This is a genomic window from Actinospica acidithermotolerans, assembly GCF_018139625.1.
GTDB classification, from domain to species: Bacteria; Actinomycetota; Actinomycetes; order Streptomycetales; family Catenulisporaceae; genus Actinospica; species Actinospica acidithermotolerans.
This window is the reverse complement of sequence record NZ_JAGSOH010000105.1, coordinates 1-25,294: the sequence shown is the minus strand read 5'-3', so window position 1 is coordinate 25,294 and position 25,294 is coordinate 1. Positions and strand designations below refer to the sequence as shown.

Genomic DNA, 25,294 nt, shown 5'->3' with positions numbered 1-25,294 from the left:
TAACGGATCAAGGCGGGAACTCGCACGGTCACCACGCGGCTACAGATGGCCGCCTACCTAGACTTCTCATGTCCGTGGACCGGGACTCACATGTCCGCCCACCACGACTCTTCCACGTCCGCCGTCATGGCTGTTCGCGAGCCACGCACTGTAGCTGGTGTCGGCGTGAGGAACGCGGGCCCAGCGGCGGGTTCATCGATCTCAAGAAACCTCCATGTTGTACCTTGCTTTGCGCACCGACACAGGAAGAATGACAGTGACGCTGGCGTTTCCTCTAGGTGACGCAACGTGTGGTCCGACGAGAGGGTCGTGCATGGATGAACGGGAACGAGAAACTCGATTCAACCTAGAGATGGGTTCCAGGATTCGTGCTCTACGGGGAGGCGCCGGGCTCGTGCAAGCGCAGCTCGCGCAGATGGCGGGGGTTTCTCGCGCATCGATCAGCAACATTGAGGCCGGCAGTCAGGCTCCACCGCCCTACCGCCTCGCGAGGATCGCGCACGCTCTGAACGTGAGCGTGGGGGAACTGATCCCGGCAACGACCGAGATCAGCCCGCCCCCGCTGACCTCAGAGTTTGCCGACGCGCTAGCCAGCGTGATGGCGCAAGCGGACAGGTTGTCAGAGGACGGTGAAGCAGGTGGCCAGGGCTGACTTGCTCGCGCGGCAACTGCTCGAAGAAGTCGGCTGGACGAGCCTTCCGGTGGACCCAGAGCAGATCGCCGATCAGTTGGGGATCATCGTCGCGAACGCGCCGATGACCGACGATGTCTCGGGCATGCTCGTGCGCGAGCCAGATCGGATCGTGATCGGAGTGAACCAAACTCACCACATTAACCGCAAGCGGTTCACGATCGCGCACGAAATCGGTCACCTGAAGCTCCACAAGGGGCGCTCGGTGATCATGGACTCCGACGTGCGCATGAACTTCCGCGACAGGGTCGCAAGCCTAGCGACGGACCGGGAGGAGATCGAGGCGAACAGGTTCGCCGCAGCCTTGCTCATGCCCGAGCACGTGGTGCGGCCTTGGGTCGCCGAGCAGTCTTTTCGCAACGCGGCGCAGATGGTCGAGCAGTTCGCGGACACGTTCAGGGTCAGCCCCTCCGCAGCGAACTTTCGCCTAGTGAACCTCGGGATCATCCCGACTCCCGTGGAAATCTAACTCAAGGTCGATGCGGGTGTCCCGCCGCCCTAGCGGCGGCGGGACACCCGCTTTTTCGATTTCGCGCGCCAAGCGCCAGCGACGTCACCGGCGGCCCGCGATCCCCCGTTCGAGAACCGGCCCACCCCGGTTATACCGGACGGGACGCTGGACGTCCTGACAACTCACCTCGACACGACGCTCGGCGAAGAGCAGAGACCTGCCGCGAGTGACAGCCAGACTAGAATTCTTCTGTTGACAGCTTGGCTCAACCAGTGGCACTCTCGTCACAGCGGGCTGATCGCGACCCGCACGTCCAGAGAGGAACACGACCTATGAGCGGTACGACGGGCAACGGCGCGGAAGTGCGCGAGCCGAAAGACGTGACGATCGAGGTGAACGGGGTGCCGGTGGTGATGACGGGCAGGGAGGCGACCGCGGCGCAGATCAAGGCTGCGGCCATCGCGCAGGGAGACAAGACCGTCTACCCGAACGCCCGGGTGTACGTGCGCGAGGGCGACGCCTGGGAATTCGTGCCCGACGACGAGACCGTCGAGCTGCACGAGGGCGAGCGGTTCCGGGCCCAGGGTCAGCAGGAGGACTCGTGACCGGCTACCTCCCGGCGGTGGCCGGGCAGATCGAGGAACTCGTCGCGCAGTACGCCGCCAAAACGGTGCTTCACGAGCCGAACGGCAGCGGCGGCGCGTACATCGTGATCGACTCGATCGACCCGGGCCCGGCGTACATCCAGCGCGAGAGCTGGCTCGGATTCGTGATCACCCACCAGTGCCCGGACGCGGACATCTACCCGGTGTTCCTGAGCGGGGAGCTGCGCAGGGTCGACGGCAAGCCGCACACCCCGCCGTTCACGCCGACGACGTGGCACGACCGATCGGCGCTGCAGTTCTCGCTGAGGTCTCCGCACCACAACCCGGCCATCGACACGGCGGCGATCAAGGCGGCGGGGGTGGTCGCGTGTCTGGCGGAGCGGTCGTGAACCCGCCGGCCGCCGGGATGTCGCTCACCATCCCCGCGCCGCTGTGGGAGAAGGTGCACGCGCACCTGTTCCCCGGGGACCGCGACGAGCACGGCGCGATCATCCTGGCCGGTCTGGCGGACGGTCCGCGCGGTCCCCGGCTGCTGGCGCGCGAGGCGATGCTCGCGGTCGACGGCGTGGACTACGTGCCCGGCCAGACCGGCTACCGTGCGCTGACGGACGACTTCGTCAATCGCGCGATCGACCGAGCAGAGGCTGCGGACCTGGCATACATCGCCGTGCACTGTCACCGCGGCACCACCTCGGTGGCGTTCTCCAGCCCCGACATCGCCAGCCACGAGCGCTGCTACCCGGCGATCGTCCAGATGACCGGGCAGCCGGTCGGAGGGCTGGTGCTGGCCGTCCACGCTGCGGACGCCGAGGTGTTCATGCCGGATGGCTCGCGCACGACGCTGGCCGAGGTCGTGGTCCCGGGTGCCAACCTGCTGCGGCTGCGCTCCGAGCCCGCCGCTCCGCCGGTCGGCGCGGACCCGAGCTTCGACCGGCAGTCGCGACTGTTCGGGCAGGCCGGGCAGGGCGTGCTCGGTCAGATGCGGGTCGCGGTGGTCGGGCTCGGGGGCATCGGCTCGATCCTGGTCGAGCTGCTCGGCCGGCTAGGCGTCGGGCACCTGGTCGTGATCGACCCGGACAAGGTGGCCCCGTCCAACCTGCACCGGCTGCCCGCCGCCCGCCGGATCGACGCGATGACCTGGCTGCGCCGCGAAGGCGCCCCCGCGCTGCTCCAGCGGCTCGGCCTGGCGCTGAGCGCCCCCAAGACGCGGCTGGCGGCGCGCAACATCCGCCGCGCGAACCGCGGGGTGAAGGTCACGAAGCTGCGCTGCGACGTCTCCGACGCCACGGCCCTCGACGCGCTCAAGCAGGCGGACTGGATCTTCCTGGCCGCGGACACGAACACCGCGCGGCACGCGGTCAACGCGGTCGTCCACCAGTACCTGGTGCCCGGTGTCCAGGTCGGGGTCTCGATCCCGGTCGCCGATGACGGGCAGGTCGGCCAGCTCCACGTCGCGATCCGCCCGCTGGTGCCCGGCGAGGCGTGCCAGTGGTGCCAGGAGCTGATCGACCCTGCTGAGCTCGCGATGGAGGCCCTGCCCGAGCACGAGCGGACGCGGGCCCGCTACGTGCGCGACGAGCCGGCGCCGTCCGTCATGACGCTCAACACGATCGCGGCCGGCGAGGCGGCGACCTACTTCATGCTCGCCGCGGTCGGCCTGCACCTCGAAGACGTCGACCGCGACGCCCGTGCGCACTTCCCGCGCAGCCGAGAGCGCGACCGGCAGCGCGCGCACGGGCGGGCGAACTGCCGCTGGTGCTCGACCGACCCCGCCTCGGTCCTCGGGCTCGGCGATGCCCGAGCGCTGCCCGGACAGTAGCCTCTTGCGCCTGACGGACGAACAGGTCCGATAGCCTGCGGCGCCGTGCCCGGGACGGCGGCGTTCGTCGAGGCCTGCCACATCGGCCCGCAGGGCCCGGGCACGAGCCCCGCTCCCGGATATCCGTCCCCGGCCGACCGACGGCAGCTACCACCGCACCGCCGGCCGGCACCCGAGAGGAGATGTTGACGATCGTGTTGAGCGTCGGCGGGGATAACCCGCTGTTCGAGAGGGCGTTTCCCCAGGCGTGGAGGCACTTGCGCTCGATGCGCCAACCCGCCGGGAGCGGCGAACGGCGCCGGCACCAGGCGCGAGACCTTCACCGCAGCGCTCGAGAAGGCCGAGCAGCTGTTCAGCGCGGCCGCGGGCTCCGACGTGATGACTAAGCCGCTGCAGCTGTACTACGGGCTGAGCCAGGCCGGGCGGGCGATCGCAGCGATGGCGCCGGGCGTGGCCGACCGGCAGAAGGGCAAGCCGGCCGAACCGTGGAAGCTCTCCGGCCACGGCATCGGCATCCCGGCCATGCAGCAGTCTGTCGCGGCCTCGGGCGGCACCCTGGGGATGCTGCCGGTCTCGAACAAGGGCTCCGGCGCGTTCACGCAGCTCGCGGAGATCCTTGGCTCGGGCTCGCTCACCGAGCTCAAGCCGGACGGGACGAAGGCGGCGCCGGTGACGGTCGGGCAGATCTGGGCAGGCCTGCCGGAGAGCGTCGGCTACCCGCTGGCCGACCCGGGGCGCTTCCCGGTCCTGGCCGTCGAACGCGACCGTAACTACACGACCTACCCGGGCCGGTGGCTGGTCGGCGAGCTGGAGGGCATCCCGGAATCGGTCAAGCAGGCAAACTCGCCGACGGTGCTGCGCGAGTTCCTCGCACATTACCCCGCGGCCGGCGAGTGGGCCGCGCCGTCGGAGGCGATCGCGGGCTTGGCCGATCAGTGGTGGCCCGGCCGCGGCCTGGCCGGATTGAACTGCGTAACTTTGCTGTGGCCCGACCGCGGCGAGCCGTCCTTCGGCGGGTACTCGGAGGACATCACGCAGCACGTGGGGACCGCGTACTTCAAGGGACAGGTACCTGTTCCCCGCGCTCGGCGACAATGCGGAGCCGCTTCACCCGCTGCTGACGTGGTGGGCCGTGCTCTACGTGCTCTCGATGGTGGCCAGATACGAACCTTGCGCATGGTCGGACGTGATCGCGATCAACACAAGTACCGAGGCCTCCGCGATCGAACACTTGATGGAGACGGCGGTAGCGAGGCTTCCCCGCCTGATCCTCGACGTGATCGACGACCTGGCCGCCTGACAACGACAGGTTCGACTAAACCAATCCGCCCCGGCCTGAAGGGAAGCCAGGGCGAATCCCATCGAGGTAAGGTTCCGGTCAGCCGCGGCGGTCAGTGAGGCCGCGGCTGACGGTCAGCGGCACGCCGGTCACCTCCTCGTACACGTCGGACGCGGTGTCGATCAGCCGGTCGCGCCGGTCGGCGACAGCGCGGGCCTCCTCGTGCTCGCCGCCCTGCTCCAACCGGACGTAGTAGTGCGCCATCTCGTCCAGGTGGTGTTTCAGCACGAGCGCGACGAGGTTGGCAAGGCGCCCGGCGCCGGTGGGGTCATGTGCATCCATAAGGCCATCATCATGGCCTTTGAGATCAATGTGTTAATGGAACGTTCGACGCCGGCCGGCTCGGGATCCTTCGGTCCGACGCCCGCTCGCCGGAGCACAGAGTACTTACTTCGCGCGGACCGACGCCTGCATCGCGGAAAGCCGCGGTCGCGGCCCCAGCCGGGGGTAGTGTGGCTCGATGGCCGTTCGTCCACACCGCGTCACATGTGCGTCCTACCCCGCAGCAGGCTGTCCAACCTGAAGATTGCCGCGGGCGGGCTGGTGGAATGCGGGTTCGGCTCGCAATACCTGACGCACTGACCTGCTTGACTAGGAAGCGGCTGGTTCCGCCGATACGCCTCCCCTCTCACTCTCCGGACGCTCCTGGCGCGCCGCGCGCTGGCGAGGGTGTGGGCCGCGAAGGTGCCCGAAGTGGCCGACTCAGCCACCGGCTATCTGGAGGAGTGGTGTTCGAACGATGACCACAAGCCCGGACACTGATGCAGTTGGAGTGTGTGCGTGATGCAGGGGGAACTCGCATAGGTTTCCGGATTCCGCTGCGGACGGCCCGGGACACCGGCTATCGTCGGGGCCAACGCCGTTGTCGCAGCGGCCTGATGCCTGTATGCGAGGACTGCGGTCCGAGCATTCACGACCCGCGGCTGCCCGCACCAGAACCATCGCGGCGGGACCCCGGAGTGCGGACGGCTCGCGCCTCAACGCCGCGTCGCTCCTGGACGACCGAGGTCGTCCCGACGGCGGCGAGGGTGCGTAGCGCTCCGACGGCGCTGCTCTCGCGGAACCCACCGGCCGCGCGAATGCGGCCATGCCCCGAAGGGTCGCGATGAGCGAGTCCCCGACGCCTGAGTCGGAGCTGGTCGACGAGATCAACGTCATCCCGGTCACCGATATCGACACCCTTGCCGGCGCCTACGAGCATCGGGTACCTCCGAACAGCGCCGCCGAGGCCGCTTACGCCTCACTCCGCTCCCGCCGCACTGAGATCCACCTGCCCGACGAGGTGATCTGGCGGATCGCCCACGGTGCCGTGGAGCCCGGCCAGCTCGAGAGCGTGCGCGTCGAGCCGCTGCGCGTCGAGACCGGCTGGCTCATGGTCATCTCCTACAGGGCGTACTCGCTGATGGTGTCGATGGCGGTGGAGAACGACAGGCTGCTGGCCACGGCGCGGTACGCAGCCGATCCGCACGCCGACGGGCTGCGAACGGCACTGTCGATGCCGGGGTGCGACGACGAGCACGCCGTCCTCGTCCACCCCGACAGCTTCGCCGCTGTACTCGAATCGGCGGACCGCTCGGCCGAGCGCGTGATGAGCGACAACCCGCAGCAAGTGGGCGAGCGCCTGGTCGAACGGCCGCTGATGCTCACACCCGTGGTATTCACGTCCGAGCATGAACCGACGGCCGTGGAACTGACGGCCATCGACGGCAACTGCAGGCTCGCCTCCTGCTATGACCGGATCCGGGTCCGCAGGGGGTGGCTCGACGGCGCGCTCCCCCGCCCGCAGAGCGCCGAGCCCGTCGCCTTGCTCCCCTCGCACCTCATGCCGATGAGCCTGGAAGCCCGTCGCGAACTCGTGCGTGAGGCCGTCAAGGCCGCCCACGCGCGGCTGAAGAGAGCGCGGACTGGGACCCCAGGTGACATCGAGGGGCGCAGCAGGGCGGCGATGGCGCTGAACGCGATGACGGTGCCTGTCCAGGTGATCGTCGGCTACCAGGACGACGAGGTCGAGCGGGGCATGCAGCGGTTCCCGGCCGCGGTGCGTGCGTTGCTGATGCGCATGAACGTCGAGCCGAAGCCGTTCGACGACGGCGCACGCAACGCGGTCACGGCCGAAGAGATCGTATCCGGGCTCTACGACGAGGGCCTGCTCTATCCCGGACTGAGAGCCTCTGCTGTCCGCGACGCCCTGGTCGGGCGCAAGAACGTCGTTCCGGCGATGCAAGAACTCGGACTCGAACCCACGTGGCCCGACCTCCGCTTCGCACTGGTCGTCCAGCAGTTGACGTCCAATAGTCGCGGGTTCAGGGCGTTCGTACGATCCAAGATGGCGTTGCGGGGCAAGCTCACGCTCGCCCGCCGCAACGGGCCGATCGTCGAGTTGGGACTGCGTTCCTACTCCGCGAGACCAGAGACCACGTCGCCTCGGAGGGCTCTGGAGACCGGGTGCGTGTGGCAGAACCTGGTCGAGGTGGACTGGGACGTCGAGAACATCAACACCGACGAGAAAGTCGACGCGCTGCTGGCCCGGGCGGATGGCGGCGAGACGGGAGCGCAGCTGCTGCTCGGGGTCCTGGGAATGATCAACTTGGTGATGAGCGGCCACCTGCTCGCGGCCGCGGGTTCCGCTGAACAGGTCGCGGGAACGACAATCGCACGCACCAGCGTCGGCTCGATCATCAGAGGCCTGCTCGCCACGCGCGAAGGGCGATGGCTGCTGGCGGACGCGGTCAAGCAGACCCGGGCGGGCCGCAAACCGCGCCAGTGGGACAGCGCGACGGGCAAACTCGTCGAACAGCCAACCGAAGCGAAGGCATCCACCTTCAACGCCTACCTGCGCGCGAAGGTCTTGCATGGGTTCGAAGCGAGCGAGAAGCGACGGCCGACGGACACGGATCGCGAGGCCGAAGCGTTCGCGAAGTTCAACGCGAAACTCGCCGAAGCCGATGACCAGTTGCGGCAGTTGATCGAGATGCGGGAGAAGAACGGCACAATCGATTTGCTGCCCTGGACCGCCGTCGAGGAGGCAGCGGCGACGATCGGCTATCTGACGGACGACCTGCGTCAGATCTCGCACCCCAAGCCACGCGACCGCTGAGCCGTGACGGCCCAGCCGATCCGGGTCCGACGGGGTCGCAGCGGTACGGCGGAAAAACCCACATATCGGCGTGACCCCGAGCCCAGAAGCGCGTCGAGCACCCCTCGGCGCGCCGTGAGCTCGAGCGCTAGGACTGGATCTTCCTGACGGCCGACGGGCATGCGGACCGGCACTGGATCAATACGCCCGTGCACGACCGGCTGATCCCGGCTACCCAGGTCGGTGTGAAGGTCCCGGTCGACGAGCACGGGTGTCGGCCAGATCCACGCCCCTCAATCGGTTCCTTAGTCCCGGGCCGCGGCTGCCTATGGTGCGACGGGCTAATCGATGCCACCGGGCCGGCGATCGACATGCATCCCGAGGCTGAGCGGCGCGCCGCGCAATACGCTCCGGGGGGTGCCCGCGCCGAGCGTCATCGCGCTCAAAAGGGCCTCGTCGCGATGGAGGCGGTCGACCCCTTCATGCTGTGCGCGACTGGACCTGACGACGGGCAGTCGTTTCCGCGCGTCGGAAACAGGGCACGCGGAGGCGGAGTAAGCGTGCGCTGCAGGCCCCGGGACGCTGCGGGGTCGGCACGCTGTCCCCCGCGGGGGCCAGCGATACCCCCACCTCGCGGCCAGAAGGCCTGTATGCCAGGCATAGATGCTGGGGTCGCTAGCGCGTGGGCCCCGGTGCGGGGCTGCACGTCGAGGGCGGAGACGAAAAAGCCAAGGTCTACGGCCCGAAGTTCGTCTTCCTGAGCGCCCGCGGCCCCTTCTACCACGAGCGCGTAGTGCTCGACCTGCGCTGCCGGAGACCGCGCAGGGCGGAGAGGCGGCTCTGGCCGTCGAGAGCTACTGACTACGCCAAACGCACGTCGCGTGCAGTGCCTCAGATGACCCAACGTACGCCACACGCCACCGGCTGCACATGTTACGGTAGAAGAGCTCTTCCGAGAACCGGCCACCGAGGGGGAGGCCCCACGACGCATGTCGGTCGTCCCATACAGCGACGCCGCTGAGGTCCTGAAGTACCTCCACAGCAAACTTGGCGCGCACTTCCACCAGTTGCATGAGCAGAGGAAGCAACTGGACAGAGCTTCGCCGGTCTTCGCGCTCGAGCACGACCTTGGACAATCCGACATTGAGCTGCTATTCGACAGCGTGCGGGCAGCAGTCGCGCGGGGTTTGGGCATTCGTTATCGGGCCTCCTGGCTGCCCTACGTCGTGTATGCCGCCGAGTCTGGGTACAACTACACTGGCGGCGAGTATTGGCCGACATTCGAGCGTGCTACGCCAGGATGGCACAGCGATCATCGGGATTACATTAAGCGTTGGTATCAGAAATTCGCCGACGAGTATGGCGGGGCTGTGCCAACCGGAGCTTTTGCGACAAACTTCACAATAATCGCGTGGCCGCTAACTAATGCTGTGCTGCCAAAGTACTTGCAGCGCCAATTGGCTGAATTGCTCTATGACTTTCGAGGCGGGCTCTCGTCTACTCTGCTGGACGACCCTGACGAACTCGGTACGAGTCTTGCGGTTCGAGCTCACTCCTATAGCGATCGGTTTCAAATCTTTTGCCAGAACACGGCCCTACTGGGCCAAGTTGCAGCTGCTTTGCTGTCTGGCGAGAACGAAGAGTCGCCATATCTTGTGAAGTCAACACTTCAGCGTCTACTCGAGGGACTGTCGCGCGAACGCCAGTCTCGGCAGTGGCTTATCTCCGCACAGCACGCCGCGAGCCGAATCCGCGCAGTTGGATTTGGTCCGAGAACGTCTGTCACTGGTATACCTAAGCGCGAACGCCACCTGCCTACAGCGACTGATCCCAAGTTCTTCCTTCGATTCTTCGAAGGTGCCTGGAATCCCTTCGCCTCGTTGCCCGATCTAACGCCACTCAGCAAGAGCGATCCTCGAGTCTACAATGAGTTGAAATCTCTCCGAGGCAAGGTAACCGGTGGGAGCCGGCCAGTACCCATTGGTGCGCTTGTCTTCGGTGGGCAAGAGATCACTTTCAGCTCATGGCCCGACGCCTCAAAGCCGTTTGTGCAGCTGGATCGGAGCACAGTAGCTAACGCGATCCTCGCTGAAAAATGTGTCATGACATCCGGGCCGTACTGGTTGTACCGTCGTGAAGACTTCGGCCTAGCCATTGAGGTGAAAGGTCGATCTTTACGGCCTGGCCACGACTATATTCTTGTGTGTGAGGATACTCAGGAGCCGCCGACTCTGTCGTGGATCGAACCAGTGCCGCTGCGTGTATCCGGTGCGACAGCTTACCGGCTCAACGTACCCGCGCAGCTTACAGAAACCGATACTATGGCCTTAATTACATACGGGCTATCTGTGCACTCGAAGATATTTGTTCGTCCCGCAGGGATGGTAGCCAGTTCATGGGACGGTGAGGGCACGGTTGAGTGGCTTGCTGGCGAACCTGCAATTATTGCGATCCGCTCAGAATTTACGGCCGTACATTGTTTGGCGTACGTCAATGGAAACCCACATCTTATCCCGTGGCCCGAGGGCCAAGCTGAACTAATCTTTTCGCTCGATGGACTCGATATTGGGACGCACGATCTAAGGGTCACGCTGCTTGGTGTGAACGAACAGCCGCTCACGCAAGGGTCTTTAGCAATCACTATTCGAGACCCACAGATTCGACCGCAAACGGCGACAGCCGGCGAAGGGATTCGCATGTTAGCGTCACCCGCTCGGCCGGCGCTTGCTGAGATCTGGGACGACCGCGCTAGCATTACCGTGAGTGGTCCGACAGATATTGACGCAGATCTCCTGGTGATCTTGCGAGGAGATGATGGCTCAAAATTAGTCGAAATCGAGCAAAAAATCAGACTGCCAATTGACCATAAGCACTGGGCGATGTATGTCAAAAACCTTCGCAATAGCCGTCATTTCAATGACTTCTATGATGAGGCCGAGTCTTGCGAAATAGTAGTTCGCCGCGATGGCATCGGCATGGCTTCACTGGCGGCAGAGCGTGGCTTTCAGCCGATCAGGTGGAGGTTCTTGAAGAAACACGATGGCAGCTCGTATGCACGGCTGATAGACCGCACAGACCAAGGCAGGACGCGCATCGAGTATTTCAAGGTGTCGTCGCCACTGACCGCCTCCTTGTGCGAGGTCAGTGCAACGGTCGAACTCATCTCGAGTGGTGGACTTTTGCGCGCTAAGTCCGATCAACTTGAGGCCGTGTCTTTAGCGCCGACCAACCCAAACGACCTAATGATGACTGGTGGAGCAAGGCCGTACATACCTCACGTAGGCAAATCGGTCGCAGGCGTCATGAAGCTAGTGGATGCCCACCGTCTTTGGGCGGGGGCTGAGCTCCCAGCCGATCCCTTTGCGGTCTACCATCAGCATTCCGTGCTTGAAGCGATCACTCGTGCCAATGCAATGGAGCTTTGTGGTCGTTACTGGGCTGCGGTGGAGCACCAGCTCGAGAAGGCAGAGGAGCCAGCCAATTATCTTGAAGAAATGCAGGGGGCGATTGGGGTTTCTTACGGCCAGAAGAAGCTTGCCGGAAAAATTGCAAGTAGCCTTTATCGCTGGCTTGAGTGGGACACGCTTGTTTCCGGTTTCGCGGAGATTATTGAATCGACCCTCTGGGACTGTGGGGTCCGAGATCAGCCGTCTGCTGCAAAGTTCCTCCTCACCCTCGCGAGCAAGCCGGGCGAAATTCTTGAGTGGTCTACGAGCAGTCGTGAGTATCTCCTCGGCCGGGTGATTCGCACGCCAGTTTTGCTGCGTGCAGCGCGGTTCTCTGTACTCGGAACTCGTGCCCTAAATGGAGACGGCGATGAGTGAGCGAGCCAGCCCATGAAGCTCTCCAGCCTGACCCCGGAGGAAGCGTCGCTGCTCTCTGTTCGGAACATGGGCCTTACTGGTGACTCGGTTGGACTCACCAGCCGGGAGTTCCTTACCGCATCGTTGCGTCGTGCTGCGTCGTTTATTTGCCCCGCCACTCCAAATCAGCTGGTTAGCGCTGTGCTGGAAGTGCTACAACCTCTCGTGCCAGAAGGTGAAGTTACACGTGATGAGCTGAACGATATACTTGACCTAGTGATCGCTGGAGGCGATCTTCTGGAGTTGATTCATCAAATTGAGGGTTCGGCTCGCTTGCTGTATCTCGGCCCGCCAAGCTATATAGAGCAGGAGCCCGGGAAGTACCTCCTAGTTGGAGTGCGTCCGTTCGGCGCCTCGCTGCTTGACGCGGAGCTCAGCGACGAGATTGAGTATGAGGAGCATACGAGGATAATCCGGCTTGATGCGACATCCGCGGATGACCAACTCTCGAATATTGGGCTGCAACGAATCGATCGTGAGCGATGGATCGCTCGCCCACGCGTAGAGGCTGCAGAGCTGCTGGTTGGTCGAGTCACAAAGCGCCTCGATGCTGCGAACGACAGCGGCGAGATTGAGCGGCTGCAGGTGCTGGACCCGGCTGCGGGCAATCGCTTCTACCGTGGTCGCTGGCGGTCCCCAAAACCAGCTGACACTGGTGACTTTCTAGCGCGTCGTCCGCAAGCTTACGGCGCTGACTTGTGGTGCATGGTGCGCCTACTAGGTGGTGCATCTACAAAGGTGGTCGATTTTCCGATCGATGATCCTTTGGCGGCTGGCCGAGATGAAGCCTGGCGCGTTCAGATGGCGATCGATTCATTGCGAGGGGCGCCACAGCAATATAGGACCGAGCGAGCCACATCCAACAACGCGGCAGTCGTGAAGTTCTACTCACCCATACCCGCTTTCGCTGAGCGCTATTTAAGACTGGTGGGACTTGCTCTCGGCAAGGTAGGAGGGGCTCTATTTGCGTTCAGAGTCCCAAGCGGAGCGATGCCCGGCCTGCACCAGTTGCTTACTGAGATGCTCTGGATGGATCTGACAAACAAGGAGGAAAGCCCGTGAAATCGGATGCACCGACGATCGCTGAAACTGTCGCCGAGATTCGAGCGGCCTTGCGTGACTACATCGAAGCCACGTACCACGTGAGCGACCCAACGGTAATCGAACAGCGGCGCCAGCTCCTTGATGCAAAAGGGGTGCTCTTTCAGGAGCCCTATATTGAGAGCACGCCACGGTATCGCGGCGGTCGGGAATTCGCGGCGCTCGACCTTGACCCCGAAGTCCAAAAGCTCTTCACCGCTCTTGCTCAGAGCGGTAAGGGGCTCGGTGCTATCCTGCATGATCCGCCGTATAGCCACCAGGCGGATGCGCTCGAGTGGGCGTCCCGCGACGGCGCAAGCCTCGCGGTGACTACCGGTACGGGCTCGGGTAAGACAGAGTCATTCCTGCTGCCGATGATCGCCAAACTAGCTGGCGAAGCTGCACACAACCCGGAATCGTTTGCGACTCCCGCGGTGCGTGCGATGATCCTTTACCCGATGAACGCGTTGGTTAACGACCAGCTTGGGCGTCTGCGCCTGCTACTGGGTGACTCTCGCGTCACAACGCAATTCGACGCCTGGGCTGGTCGTCCTGCTCGCTTTGCGCGGTATACCAGTCGCACCCTCTACCCTGGCGTGCGTACTCGAGAACGTGATCAGCGTCGTCTCAAGTCCATTGAGGATTTCTACGTGCTGCTGCACGACCGGGCAGCGGACCCCAAGACGCAATGGCACGCAGAGGCTGTTGAGCTGATCGAAAAGCTTCAGTCTCGTGGTAAGTGGCCAGCTAAGCCTGACATTAAGAAGTGGTATGGGGAGAAAGATACTCGCTGGCAGAACAAGGCAGGCGAGTTCGTTCGGGCCGTGATGCGGCCAGACGATCCCGAGCTGTTGACACGCCACGAAGTGCTGGCTGCGCCGCCAGATGTGCTGATCACCAACTACTCGATGTTGGAGTACATGCTCATGCGACCGCTTGAGCGCCCCATCTTTGACGCCACCCGGCAGTGGCTTGGTGATAATCCGTCTGAGCGCTTCCTCCTCATCGTCGATGAGGCGCACCTGTACAGAGGTGCAGCTGGCGCAGAGGTGGCACTCCTCCTCCGTCGCTTGCGCTCACGTTTGGGCATCGAGCCCGAGCGCCTCCAAGTCATTACTACTAGCGCGAGCTTCGCGAGTGCTGAATATGCACGTGACTTTGGTGCGCAGCTCAGTGGCAAAGATTTAGCGGATTTCCGCACTGTCGAGGGACAGCTGAGGCTGAGCGAACCTGTAAGCACGGGTACACAGGAAGATGCAGCGCAACTTGCGGCAATTCCGATCTCTAGTTACTACGACGCTTCTACGGATGCGGCGAAGGTACAAGCCTTGACTGGCTTTCTCCAGTACCGTGGAGTGGAGCCGGGAGAGCATTCCTCCTCGGAGGTGTTGCACGAAGCACTGTACGGCTTTGGGCCAATGAGCCTACTTATTAACGAGACGATGAAGAAGGCTCAAGCGGTCAACGAGCTCGGCGCAACGCTTTTTCCAGGTGTTGAGCCCTCGCTCGCAGACCAGGCGGTATCTACCCTCGTGGCACTCGGCAGCGCCGCGCGTAAGGAACCAAGCGGAGCTAGTCTTCTACCGTGTCGCGTGCACGGATTCTTCCGCGGACTTCCAGGGCTGTGGGCCTGCCTTGACCCGAACTGCTCAAAACTTGATGGGCAACTGCGCGGAAATGGTCCGATCGGAAAGCTGTACGACCAGCCCCGGGCCACATGCGATTGCGGAGCTCGGGTCTTTGAGTACTTCACGTGTCGGCACTGCGGATCATCGTACGTGCGGGCCTACACGGCAGACCTGATCGAGCCGAGCTTCTTGTGGCACGAGCCGGGAGGTGCATTCCAAGCGCCGGCTGGGTCGATCCCTGAACTCTACGCTCTTGACCTCCTCCTGGAGGAGCCGAAAATCCCTACTGAGCTTGCTGATCTGGATTTGGTGACCGGCTGCCTAAATCCGCCGAAGCTGGGGCTCCGTAGCCGCTCGGTGTGCCTACCCCGACTTCGTGCAGGACAGTCGATCGCGGTCGAGACGGACGACGATGAGTCCGACGAGGTCGAAGCTGATGGCGAGTTCAAGCCGTGCGGAGTCTGCGAGCGTTCGGCAGGCTACGGTCGTTCCTCTGTCCAAGATCATCAGACTAAGGGTGATCAGCCGTTTCAGGCCCTTGTCACGAGGCAACTCGAGGTGCAGCCACCTAGCCGGGGTTACTCGGACTTCGCGCCTTTGCGAGGGCGTAAGGTGCTGGCCTTTTCTGACTCGCGTCAGGTCGCAGCGCGCCTTGCTCCTAATCTTCAAACTTACTCGATGCGCGATGTAATTCGCCCTCTAATTCTTCGGGGCTGGACAGAACTTGAGAAGCAGGACGAGAGTATTAGAAGCCTGCTCAGCCTGCAACACATGTTCCATGCGACTATGGTCGGTGCTAAGACGCTCTCGGTCCGGCTGAGACCTGAACTTAGGCCTGCCGAGTCGATGCAACCGATGAGCACTGTCTCGGAAAAGATCGAAGCAGGTGCGCTGGATGGTAATGTAGTTGAGCTGTACGGGCTCCTCATGCTTCAAGCGAGGCCACCAGCCTCGCTTCTCCGCGCGATGTATTCAACCCTCACAGACAAGTATTACGGCCTAACGCCTCTCGGCTTGGCATCACTTCGAGAGACTGTGCCGAAGTGCAAGGACATGTTAGGGAAGCTTCCAGCGATTGATGGAGTGGCGACGTCGGATGAGGAACGGATCGCGCTCGTCCGCATGTGGTTGACGGTCTGGACCACCACTAGAGGCATTTGGTTCTCCTCATCGATGCAAGAGGGAGAGTGGTGGAAGCAACCGAAGGGCGTTCAGCCTCACACGGGTAATTTCGACAAAATCCGTAAGTGGGTGGGTCCTGGGGCGGCCACGAAGACATTCAAGAATGAGTGGTTGCCGGTTCTGCTTCCGGCGTTTTGTGAGCCTATTGTAGGCACTGGCAAGTATCGGCTGCTCGCTGAGAACGTAGCGCTGGAGACCAAGGGTTCATGGGGATATTGTGAGCACTGTCGCTATACTCAGCGTCCCTTCCCAGGGTCCATGAAGTGCGCCAACTGCTCCCAAACTGCGGTGCGGGTTCTCGATCCTGACGCAGACGAAGTATTCCGGGCGCGCAAGGGTTACTATCGTGCCAGTTCAGTCCGAGCATTGCAGGATCCGGCTGAGACACCCACGAGTATCATTGCGCGGGAGCACACCGCTCAACTAAATACGGCGCAATCCGATGAAGTGTTTTCCCGTGCCGAGCAGTATGAATTGCTGTTTCAAGATGTGAATGTGACCTTGCCAGGTCCGACGGAGCAGCAGCAGCCCGCTATTGACGTGCTGTCCTGCACGACCACCATGGAGGTCGGCATCGACATCGGCAGCTTGTCAGGAGTGGCGCTGCGAAACATGCCACCATCGCGGGCAAACTACCAACAGCGTGCGGGCCGAGCTGGGCGCCGTGGCAACGCCGTAGCCACAGTCATCGCATTCGGTAGTGCCGACACTCATGATGATCACTACTTCCGCGACCCGGCTGCGATGATTCGTGGCGAGGTCGAGGACCCCTCGCTGACTATGGATAACGACGAAATCGCGCGTCGACACGTGACGGCGTACCTATTTCAGCGGTACCACCACGACCGCTTGCCTGCCATCGCCCCGGAGGAACAGCCTCAGCTATTCGAAGTGCTTGGCACAGTGCGCGGGTTCGTCGGAGCTAGTTCCGTCTTGAACCGATCCGACTTCGAGGATTGGCTCAAGGAGCATGAGCAAGTGCTACGCGAGGAGGTCGACGGGTGGCTCCCGGTCCAACTCACAGCGGGCCGGACGACTATCCTGGATGGGATCGTTCACGAGACGCTTAAGGAGGTTGACCGCGCGCTCAAGATCACCGATGGCGGTGAGCTGCCGGAGACAGAGGATGGCGATCTGGAGTCACTGTCAGAACCAGTTGAGGGAGGTAACTCCGCGGAGGACGGAGCCGAGCTTCCGGGCGAGATGCGCAGCCAGACCAATCTTCTTGACCGGCTCCTCTACGAAGGCGTTCTACCCCGTTACGCGTTCCCGACTGACGTCGTCTCGTTCCATGTCTTCGACGCCAACAAGTCAGAGCGCTTCCGCACCGAGTACAGTTACGCGCCGAGCCAAGGGCTGACAGTCGCATTGAGCCAGTACGCACCTGGCAAGATCGTCTGGATTGATAACAAGGAGTGGACTTCCGGTGCGATCTACTCGCCAGTGCGCTCTGACCGATCGAAGGCGTGGCAGGACCGCTGGCTTTACTTCGAGTGCTCGGTCTGCCACTACGCCAAGCACTTCCCCCCTTCAGAAGCCAATCTGGGTGAAGTGCGTACATGCATCGCATGCGGCTCGGAAGGGACGTTTGGCAAGGCAATGAACTGGATGCGTCCGCCGGGCTTTGCACACCGCGTCACCAAGGACCCTGGCACGAGTCCCGATGATGCCCCCGCAGTTAGTTACGCAACGCGTGCGAAGCTCGTAGCGGAAGGCCCGCAGGAAGAAAGTCAGTGGACCGTGGTTACGGACCGCGTCACGCAGACGTACCAGCGTTCGACGCTACTGGTAACCAACACGGGGCCGAAGAGCGAGGGCTACAACTACTGCACGTTGTGTGGCCTCATTGAACCTGTCAAAAACGCGAGCGGCGAAGTTTCCGGCAGCCACAAGAAGCCCTATCCAGATCATGAAAATCCTGACTGCCCCGGCTCAAAGTCGACCCGGGGACTGGTGCTCGGTACGGACTTCAAGTCAGATGTATTGCTGGTTCGGCTGCGAGTCGATCCGCCCGTCCGGCTTCTCCCTTCGTGGCTGTCGACGCATGTCGCGCTCCGCACTGTTGCGGAGGCACTCACAATAGAAGCCACCCGGAGACTTGGTGTTGAGACCACCGAGTTGCAGGCTGAGTACCGGCCGGCCTTGACTCCAGATGGACAGAAGGGCCTCGAAGCAGAGATCTACCTGTATGACACACTCGCCGGAGGGGCTGGGTTTACGCGGCGCGTCCGTGACTTTGGGCTATCTGTTTTCGAAGCGGCGCTTGAGCGGTTGGAGAACTGCCCAGCTCGATGTGGTGAGTCGTGCTACCAGTGCCTGAGGAGCTTCCGGAATCGGTTCGAGCATGGGCTATTGGACCGCAAGGTTGGGGCTAGCCTGCTTCGATACGTGCTCTTCAACGAACTGCCAACGCTCGACCGGACACGCCTCGCCCAGTCGACGGACACACTGTTCGCCGACCTGGAGAGCCGGGATCTTCCGGACACCGAATTTGCACGCAACGCCGTCGTCGAGGTGCCTGGGCTCGGTCCCATCACTGCGCCAATCTTGGCTACGCGCCAGGACCAGCACTTGATCATCGGCGTACAGTGCCCACTGACCCTGGACGTTCCACCAACGAAGGAACTGCACGACGCCATGGAGTCCGAGGCTATTGAGGTGCGGCTCGTCGACGACATCGTCATCTCTCGAAACTTGCCGTTCGCGACAAGCCAGGTGATTAACCGGCTGACATAGAAGCAGCGGCCAGTTGATTCTGGTCTGGGGCGCGGGCTGTCGGCGCGGGTCTCCGCCGGCAGCCCACACCACCGGGCTACGTGCTATGCGAACTCTGTGATAGGGATCTGCTCGTAGTCGCGCGGCAGTGGTACGCGCGCCCCGTGCTGTATGGGTCGCACTAGCTTGTGTGAGCGCATGGATTCCTGGACAGCGGGCTGGGCTGCGCGGTTGAGTGCCCAACGATGTAGCCACCAGCCAGCGATCTGCTCGTCAGCGTCGGCGAGGTCAGGATTCAGAAGGTACCTTGGCTCCTGGTCGACACCAAGCGAGAAGTCCCTCAGATTTTCTACGAGTGGTACGCCGTAGAGGATGCGCTCACGGCCATGCATGAGCAACTGGTTTGGGGGCCAGCCGAGCGCGGCGAGCCCAAGCCGGACCTTGCGGAGCCGCGGGCTGACCCCCTCGCCAAACAGACTATTGACCCGGATCAGCGAACCACTCAGGTGTGATACTCGGACGAGAGCGCTGACGGTCTCCTCGGAGAAGTGCGAGGTGCCGAACGAGCGTGATCGACCAAGCTCGTAGAAGCCCATCCGGGTTTCGCCCTCACCGCCCATGGCAGCCGCCGGCCAGAAGAGTCGGTTGTACTGGCTAGAGCCTGCACCGTACAAGGATGTGGTTCCGATGAACGAAAGCCTAGCCTCGCGTTCGATCGCGCGGCCAGCCATGGCCGATGCAATCTCGCTGGGCCTGCTGTACTTCTCGCGATACGCAGTTACCACGCTTGGCGAGACAGCTAAAGCTCCAACGAGCTTGCCTGCAGCTAATGCATTGTAGGGAGCGACTGCACCGCAGACGGTCAGATCGGCGACAACGGTGCCAACTCGTTCACCGCGCGCCCGGCGGATCACCCGACGGATTTGTGTCCGCGCCTTTGGGTCCTCGAGGGCCTTCTTCAAGCCAGCTAGTGCCGTGGGTTCCTGCTTGAAGTGTCGGCCGAGACGGTCGGCGATCTCCAGAGCCTCAGCCAGCGCGGCGGAGCGCTTGCTGCGGAACAAGAAGGTCTCGGCCCGCTCGACCCATGAATCAGTCTCGATATTGCGGACGGCGCGAACGCTGCTAGCACGATGGTGCTTCTGTCGGTAGCGCTCGGAGTCGGCTTTGAGTCGCGCAACTGCTGCGGGAACTTCGTCGATATTGAGTCCTGGGTCGAGCACGCCGTCTTCAACAAGGTCAGCTTTGTAGATCTCGTCGATCTGGATTTGGACACGCTGAGCAAGCCAACGGCCGACCCTCTCTGTTGGGCTTGCCTCAATCTCGGCAAGGAATTTGTCCGTCTCCCAACCCATCCAGGCGTCTCGTTCAGCAATCTGCACAACTGGACTGGAGATCGCCGCTAGACCGATGACTGCATGATGCTTGGTAGCGCGGTCACGGATGAGGATAGGCATGGAACGACCTGGCACCGTCGAGTACGCGTTAGACCACGTGTGGCGGAAGTAGCGCCAGATATCGTGAAGCCGGAAGCCAGTGAGTTCGCAGACAGAGCTGTCGACAACTTGTACGTATGGCTTGATTACTGCCTGTGGTTCATCGGCAGCCTCGAGCGCACCTGCGAGTTCGCGACCATCACGCATGAGGTCGAAAACCGAGACTAGTTCGCCTTCATGCTGATGTGCGCGTTCCATGCCCTCGACAAAACGGCGGACACTCGGCTTGCGCAGCTGTTCATCTCGCCGTACGTGTTCCTGTCGCCTGATGCGATCCTTTTCTGCATCATGATTCCCGTTGCCCTTGGGAGGGCTTAGCAAAGGCCCACTCTTTTCGATGGTAATCGTCCATCCCTGGTCGACTAGATCGATTACAGTGTGGGCGGCGGCTGCCAAGATTGGCTGCTCATAGAGGTTGCCGAGGCCTGCGGCCTTGGCATAGACACTGTGATCGAGACCTGAGCCGATGGAACCATGATCCATCTGTGAGAGGTGCTCGCACAGGCGCATGAAGGCTCGTCGTTCCTGCCGGGTTGCCCCGTCAGGTAGGGGCACGGGAATCAGTTTGGGATCGCCACTCATGACCGTTGAAGCATCCGTCCGTACGTCGTACTCCATGCCTGAAGTATCTCATTCCCATCCTTGCCCAGTTGCAAGGCGGTGCGGGCATATGATAATAGGAAGAGTTCAAGCGCGGTACGTAGGTCTGCCGCCATGGAGTCTTCCAAGCCCTGAAGTGGGCGGTAGAGCGCCAAAAATGCAGGATGATCGATGTTAAGTATTACGCTAAGTGTTCGTTGCTTGAGCTCGGATCGAAACATTGTATCTAGCGGCAATGGCGCAGACTCGAATCGGTAACTGAGTGGACCTTTTGCCCTCGAGTGCCCCTTGACGACGGGAAGGTCGGCATCGGCCGCTGCTGCGATCCGGCAAGAGGCTGCTGCGGCGGCTTGGAACTTTACTTCCTCGAAGGCTTGGCGCACACGGCTGTTCAAGAGTCGGGCGATGGATTCAAGCTCTGGCTCCAGAGCTTCTCGAAGGATGCGCGACGGCCGGATGCCTTGCTTGTTGATCGTTATCCCGAAGTGCTCGTCGAGCAACGGCTCGAACTCAATCTCACAACGCCACCAGTCGTCGTAATTCTCCTTACGCTTCGATCCCATGAGGTGCCAGCCGTGTGCGATCTCACGCCCTGCTCGCAGGATCGAGACTCCGCCCTGGCCCACGATGCCAACTTGGCGTTTGGTGTCGTTATCGAAGGCATGCCAGTAATGGACAGGCAGAATCGTGAAGCGAACAGTAACAAACGCGGTGGCACCACTGGCAGTCGTAATCTCGTAGCTGAGCGGCCCGAACGCCAGCTGGGCGGCATGTCCATCCAGTGAGACGGATAGGAGCGTTGGATCGAGAGGTTTGACTGGAGAGCCGTTGATAGTGATCTTGAGGCCGTTGGCGAGGAAGCGTCGATACATGCGGCCGAGGTCACGATGCAACGCTCGTTCAAGCCAAGCCAAGCGCCTGTACTCGATGCGGTCACAGTCACGCCACACGACTCGGCAGCCGGACGGCGCGCTGCCGGCGAAGCCAGCCCGAAGAGTGAGATTCACGGGCGCCCCAGCCACTATCGCGTCGATATCAAGCGAGACTGAGCGCGGTCGCCTTCCGGCCCGCCACGCTGTGACTTCAACGTGGCGGGTCTGGCTAAGGGAAGCTGCTGGAAGCCCCATGCCAAATCGTCCGAAGGACGTCCTGCCGTCGAAGCGCGACGTCCCGCCAAATCTCAGGCACGAAGCCAACTCGGCGGCGGACATCCCCGTACCGTTGTCCTCCACGGCGATCTGCGGCAACCCCTTGCTATGTGCTCGACTGATTGTAATGGCAACTTCGGAGGCCTGCGCCTGGATGGAGTTGTCGATGAGTTCGGCGAGCGCTGTGGAGACGCTGACGTACCCGGCCTCCCGGACGGCGCGTACGAAGTTCGACGGCACGAGGAGATCGTCGTTGCGCTGTCGCTGAGTTGCCATGCCATGCTCCAATCCACCTGCAGCTTCGGGTGGGTTGAGAGTAGCTGCTCGAGGGGTCCGCTGGAAAATCAACGTTCTGGTCCGTACGGGCACGGATCCTACAGTTCAGAGAGCGTGACCGTGATCCGCTTCGTCTTCGCTGGCTCCGTGAGATCCATGCCAGAGCCACCAGCAAGGAGGAGGCGGGCTGTGGGGCGGGCGAGGCCCGCCGTCGGAGCATAGGGCTCCAGAGCGCTCAACCACACCAGCCGTCCGGTCCGCTGCAGATCGATTGCCGCCTCGAACTTGCTCGTTCGAATCGTAAACGTGCGCCCATCGACAGAGCTTCCGGCGATCACCTCGCCGACCAACGCATCAGGCATCGGGGAGAGGGACTTCAGCGAGTTGATCCCGAGTACTTGCAGGCCAGCGATCTGCTGCCCCTCGAGTCGAGTCAAGATGTCGCGGATCTCATCGGTCGTCTGGATGGAGGCCATGTTCCATTGTCCCGCAGTCCGTCTGAGACTGCGGCCACTACTGCGCGACGAGCGGGTCCCGCCGTCGCAGGCGATTACGGTGAGCGACTGGGCACATGAGAGGACGGATCGCCGCATCAGATCGACGCAGCGATTGCCGACTGGCCCGTCGACGTCTCTCGCCCCAGGACGGCTACGACGTAGATCGAGGCTTCGTGCCCTGTGAACTGGCGTGTCCATCTTGGTGAGGAGTCGAGCCCACGTGCGGCACAGCATGGCGGTTCTGCGATGGGTCACACTGATCGCCCACTGGCTCGCTGAGCAGATCGGAGGCGGGGCGGTTGCACTGAGCTTGACAGGGCGGTGCGTATTGGAACCTCGCATTGGCGGACCGAAGGACTCGGTTGGTTTGCGACCACCGTCTTGGCAGCGCGGACGTGACCCAGCCGCCGCCCGCACCGTATCCGCGAGCGTTGCTGTACGCGTTGCACCGCGTGCAGTCAAGTCGCTACGCTCGTTTCGCCAGCTTCTTCAACTGCGGCGGATGCGACGCAGGCGGCCGCACCGGGGGTGGGATGACGGCGACCGACAGGCCGTTCGGCGCACTGAGCAGTGGTCTAGTCAGTCAGTTCAAGGGGCTGTTCGGTGAGGAGCTGATAGACGTGATCGCGGCGGCAGCGGGACTTACGTCATCTAAACCGAACCTCGATTTTGGTATTGACCGCCATGTGAACATGCGGGAAGAGTATGACCCCAGTCGACCGTCTCAGATCCACTTGCAGGTGAAGACCACTCACTCCGCTCGCGTTCATGCGGATGGATGCTGGCACTTCCAGCTTGAGGTCGATCACTATAACAAACTGGTTGGCCGTTACTACTCGCCGCGGTATCTAGCACTGGTTCCTGTCGATCAGGATCCGCAAGACTGGCTTGTCCTCAACCAGCATCCGGACATCTATGAGCAGCGCCTGTCGAGCGCGCCAGTATTTTGGGCGAACTTGATGAGTATGCCACCCGCTCGTGGAAGCAAGATTACAGTTCCAGTTCCCGTGCTTAACCTGCTGACGCCCGCGACTATCGTCAATCTGTTTGACTTCGCACAGATTCCTCGTTTGGCGGCGAGTGGGCAGTGACCGCTTATATGGATCTGAGCCCTCGCGAGCTCTACCGACGCGCTCAGGAGCTGAACCACGCCGACGTTTCTGAGTACCTCATCAAGGCAGGTTGGTCTCGGAGGGAAACGAGTGCCCCCTCCATGTCGTTATGGGAGTCTCCTCAAGCGGAAGCGGCGCTTGCTGGTCGGCTGCTGGTTCCTCAGGACAGACAATTTGGCGACTATGCAGACCGCATGGCCGATGTGATTATGACCTTGTGCCGCGTCCTTCGGCAGCCAACGTCGGGGGTCCTTGCAGCGATCTTTTATAGCGACTACCTAACGCATCGCATCAGGCTTGAAGCGGACACAGTGCCAGGTACCCTTCCTTTCGATCGCGCGCATCGAGTCCATGGTGCGGCATACAGAGTGCTGCAGTCAGCCGCGGTAAGCATCTGCTATGGCGATGAGCCGCCAGTCGTACAGCCCCCAAAGAAGCCGCGTGAGACGCAAGCGTTCCTCGCGTCCTCCGTACTCGCCCCAAGTGGCATTGGAAGTTATGTCATGACTGTACGGACGCCGCGTGCGCTGGATGGTCCGAGCCAAGGGCTTACCGGTCAGCCAGTGATCCCCCAACTGAGTCGGGCTTTTGGTGAACGAGTTGCCGAGCGGCTGTTTAGCGCCCTGGAGGCGGCGCGTGAAAGCGTGGCCAGAGCACGTCCGTTCGACTTTTCACGCGTTCCTGATGGAGCGATTGACGAACTGGTAGATATGGGGCTGTCTGCAAACTTGTGCGAAGCGCTTGTAGAACTCGGTGGAGGTTCGACGACCGCAGACTCGCACTTCGACATGGAAGTCCTGGTCGGTGTTCCCGCAACCGAATCGACTGCTGAAGCAGTTAAGGCGGTCTCCTTTGCAGGCCATGAGATTTCGGCACTGGCTCAGATCGGCGAGTTCATTAAGCATGGCTACGACCTGCGCGAGGTTGACGTGCAAGGCACCATCCAGACGCTGGAGCGTGCGGCGAGTAGCGGACCCGGTGTGGTGACTATTGACGGTCAGGTCCAAGGTGAGGTGGCCGCGTCATCGCGCAAGTACCGGGTGCATTTGAACGAGGCGGACTATGCGATGGCTGCTGTCGCACACACGAATGGTCAGGCCATTTTCGCACATGGGGTTCTTTCGCCTAGTGGTACGCGCTTCCACGTGCGAGACGTCTCTGCGATGCGCATTCTCAGACGCAGCTAGTACTGTTGCGTCCGGCGTACTGGGTAGCTCTCAGGGGCGCATCGCGGGTATCTCACGGGCATGGTCGTCAGGAGTCTTCCAGCATACTGAGCTTGCCCCGGTCTTCCGGACGGTTCCGGTGTGTCACGTCTGCACGAGGCTGGCGTGTATCTGTTCATACTGTATGGGGCTGAGCATGTCGAGTGTCGAGTGACGCCGTCGTGGGTTGTACCAGGCCTCGATGTACTCGAAGATCGCGTTGGCCAGGTCCTGCCGGGTCGGCCAGAGGCGGCGGTCGAGTAGCTCGAGCTGCAGGGTGCCGAAGAAGGACTCGACCATGGAGTTGTCGAAGCAGTCGCCAATCGAGCCCATCGAGCCGAGCAGCCCGGCCTGACGGAGCCGCTGACCGAAGGCCCAGCTCGTGTACTGCGACCCGTGATCGGAGTGCGCCACCGTCTGCCCGGCTTCCGGGTTGCGGCGCCAGCGGGCCATGTCGAGAGCGTCGCAGACCAGTTCCGCGCTTAGGTGGTCGGCGATTGACCAGCCCACGACG

17 protein-coding genes are annotated in these 25,294 nt (G+C 62.4%); 12 read left to right on the top strand and 5 right to left on the bottom strand.

All coding sequences use genetic code 11. From position 1 onward, the window contains the following. Positions 1-214: 214 nt before the first annotated feature. From KDK95_RS26625 to KDK95_RS38825, 6 genes are all read left to right on the top strand, one after another. The gene (locus tag KDK95_RS26625) at positions 215-652 is read left to right on the top strand and encodes a helix-turn-helix domain-containing protein (protein WP_306466687.1); all 438 of its coding nucleotides are present in this window, start codon (positions 215-217) and stop codon (positions 650-652) included. Further along, positions 630-1,160 (top strand): ImmA/IrrE family metallo-endopeptidase, encoded by a 531-nt coding sequence (locus KDK95_RS26620; protein WP_212521041.1) that lies wholly within the window; start codon positions 630-632, stop codon positions 1,158-1,160. Before KDK95_RS26625 ends, KDK95_RS26620 begins: the two co-directional genes overlap by 23 nt. 314 nt (positions 1,161-1,474) lie before the next feature. Further along, positions 1,475-1,747: a hypothetical protein gene (locus KDK95_RS26615; RefSeq protein WP_212521040.1), complete on the top strand. Its 273-nt coding sequence runs from the start codon at positions 1,475-1,477 to the stop codon at positions 1,745-1,747. After that, positions 1,744-2,136, top strand: a complete 393-nt coding sequence (locus tag KDK95_RS26610) for a hypothetical protein (RefSeq protein WP_212521039.1) — start codon at positions 1,744-1,746, stop codon at positions 2,134-2,136. Before KDK95_RS26615 ends, KDK95_RS26610 begins: the two co-directional genes overlap by 4 nt. Next, positions 2,115-3,566 (top strand): HesA/MoeB/ThiF family protein, encoded by a 1,452-nt coding sequence (locus KDK95_RS36245; RefSeq protein ID WP_212521038.1) that lies wholly within the window; start codon positions 2,115-2,117, stop codon positions 3,564-3,566. Before KDK95_RS26610 ends, KDK95_RS36245 begins: the two co-directional genes overlap by 22 nt. 213 nt (positions 3,567-3,779) lie before the next feature. Continuing rightward, on the top strand, positions 3,780-4,964 hold the full coding sequence (locus tag KDK95_RS38825) for a YaaC family protein (protein ID WP_443612925.1): 1,185 nt from the start codon (positions 3,780-3,782) through the stop codon (positions 4,962-4,964). Here KDK95_RS38825 and KDK95_RS26595 read toward each other — a convergent pair. Further along, positions 4,945-5,187: a hypothetical protein gene (locus tag KDK95_RS26595; RefSeq protein WP_212521037.1), complete on the bottom strand. Its 243-nt coding sequence runs from the start codon at positions 5,185-5,187 to the stop codon at positions 4,945-4,947. The two genes, KDK95_RS38825 and KDK95_RS26595, sit on opposite strands and share 20 nt — an antisense overlap. An 823-nt stretch (positions 5,188-6,010) precedes the next feature. Between KDK95_RS26595 and KDK95_RS26590 the strand changes: the two genes are divergently transcribed. From KDK95_RS26590 to KDK95_RS26575, 4 genes are all read left to right on the top strand, one after another. Next, the gene (locus KDK95_RS26590) at positions 6,011-8,002 is read left to right on the top strand and encodes a hypothetical protein (protein ID WP_212521036.1); all 1,992 of its coding nucleotides are present in this window, start codon (positions 6,011-6,013) and stop codon (positions 8,000-8,002) included. Positions 8,003-9,048: 1,046 nt separating this feature from the next. Beyond that, the gene (locus KDK95_RS26585; RefSeq protein WP_212521035.1) at positions 9,049-11,805 is read left to right on the top strand and encodes a hypothetical protein; all 2,757 of its coding nucleotides are present in this window, start codon (positions 9,049-9,051) and stop codon (positions 11,803-11,805) included. Positions 11,806-11,817: 12 nt separating this feature from the next. Continuing rightward, a complete protein-coding gene (gene druD, locus KDK95_RS26580; RefSeq protein WP_212521034.1) occupies positions 11,818-12,906 on the top strand; it encodes a Druantia-type antiviral defence protein DruD in 1,089 nt (362 codons plus the stop codon). Further along, positions 12,903-18,470 (top strand): DEAD/DEAH box helicase family protein, encoded by a 5,568-nt coding sequence (locus tag KDK95_RS26575; RefSeq protein WP_212521033.1) that lies wholly within the window; start codon positions 12,903-12,905, stop codon positions 18,468-18,470. Before druD ends, KDK95_RS26575 begins: the two co-directional genes overlap by 4 nt. Positions 18,471-18,553: 83 nt before the next feature. On the opposite strand, the gene KDK95_RS26570 is transcribed toward KDK95_RS26575, so the two are convergent. The 3 genes from KDK95_RS26570 to KDK95_RS26560 form a co-directional block, all read right to left on the bottom strand. Beyond that, a complete protein-coding gene (locus KDK95_RS26570) occupies positions 18,554-20,560 on the bottom strand; it encodes a Druantia anti-phage system protein DruA (RefSeq protein WP_212521032.1) in 2,007 nt (668 codons plus the stop codon). Then, complete coding sequence (locus KDK95_RS26565; protein ID WP_212521031.1) at positions 20,521-21,966, bottom strand: ATP-binding protein; 1,446 nt, start codon at positions 21,964-21,966, stop codon at positions 20,521-20,523. The genes KDK95_RS26570 and KDK95_RS26565 overlap by 40 nt, the downstream gene beginning before the upstream one ends. Positions 21,967-22,064: 98 nt before the next feature. Beyond that, entirely contained in the window at positions 22,065-22,442 is a 378-nt protein-coding gene (locus KDK95_RS26560) for a hypothetical protein (RefSeq protein WP_212521030.1), read from the bottom strand. Positions 22,443-22,996: 554 nt separating this feature from the next. On the opposite strand from KDK95_RS26560, the gene KDK95_RS26555 reads away from it, so the two are divergent. Together KDK95_RS26555 and KDK95_RS26550 are read left to right on the top strand one after the other, a co-directional pair. After that, entirely contained in the window at positions 22,997-23,554 is a 558-nt protein-coding gene (locus KDK95_RS26555) for a DUF4365 domain-containing protein (protein WP_212521029.1), read from the top strand. Positions 23,555-23,676: 122 nt separating this feature from the next. Further along, on the top strand, positions 23,677-24,762 hold the full coding sequence (locus KDK95_RS26550) for a hypothetical protein (RefSeq protein WP_212521028.1): 1,086 nt from the start codon (positions 23,677-23,679) through the stop codon (positions 24,760-24,762). A 123-nt stretch (positions 24,763-24,885) separates the two neighbouring features. On the opposite strand, the gene KDK95_RS26545 is transcribed toward KDK95_RS26550, so the two are convergent. Then, positions 24,886-25,294: IS3 family transposase (locus KDK95_RS26545; protein WP_212521027.1), on the bottom strand; the 409-nt coding region annotated here is incomplete at its 5' end.

Bases quoted from the DNA above. Each gene is read 5' to 3' on its own strand.
- KDK95_RS26550 (WP_212521028.1), top strand. From the start codon at position 23,677: ATGTCGTTATGGGAGTCTCCTCAAGCGGAAGCGGCGCTTGCTGGTCGG.
- KDK95_RS26625 (WP_306466687.1), top strand. From the start codon at position 215: ATGTTGTACCTTGCTTTGCGCACCGACACAGGAAGAATGACAGTGACG.
- KDK95_RS26615 (WP_212521040.1), top strand. From the start codon at position 1,475: ATGAGCGGTACGACGGGCAACGGCGCGGAAGTGCGCGAGCCGAAAGAC.
- KDK95_RS26590 (WP_212521036.1), top strand. From the start codon at position 6,011: ATGAGCGAGTCCCCGACGCCTGAGTCGGAGCTGGTCGACGAGATCAAC.
- KDK95_RS26595 (WP_212521037.1), bottom strand. From the start codon at position 5,187: ATGGATGCACATGACCCCACCGGCGCCGGGCGCCTTGCCAACCTCGTC.
- KDK95_RS26570 (WP_212521032.1), bottom strand. From the start codon at position 20,560: ATGGAGTACGACGTACGGACGGATGCTTCAACGGTCATGAGTGGCGAT.
- KDK95_RS26555 (WP_212521029.1), top strand. From the start codon at position 22,997: ATGACGGCGACCGACAGGCCGTTCGGCGCACTGAGCAGTGGTCTAGTC.
- KDK95_RS26560 (WP_212521030.1), bottom strand. From the start codon at position 22,442: ATGGCCTCCATCCAGACGACCGATGAGATCCGCGACATCTTGACTCGA.
- KDK95_RS26565 (WP_212521031.1), bottom strand. From the start codon at position 21,966: ATGGCAACTCAGCGACAGCGCAACGACGATCTCCTCGTGCCGTCGAAC.
- druD (WP_212521034.1), top strand. From the start codon at position 11,818: ATGAAGCTCTCCAGCCTGACCCCGGAGGAAGCGTCGCTGCTCTCTGTT.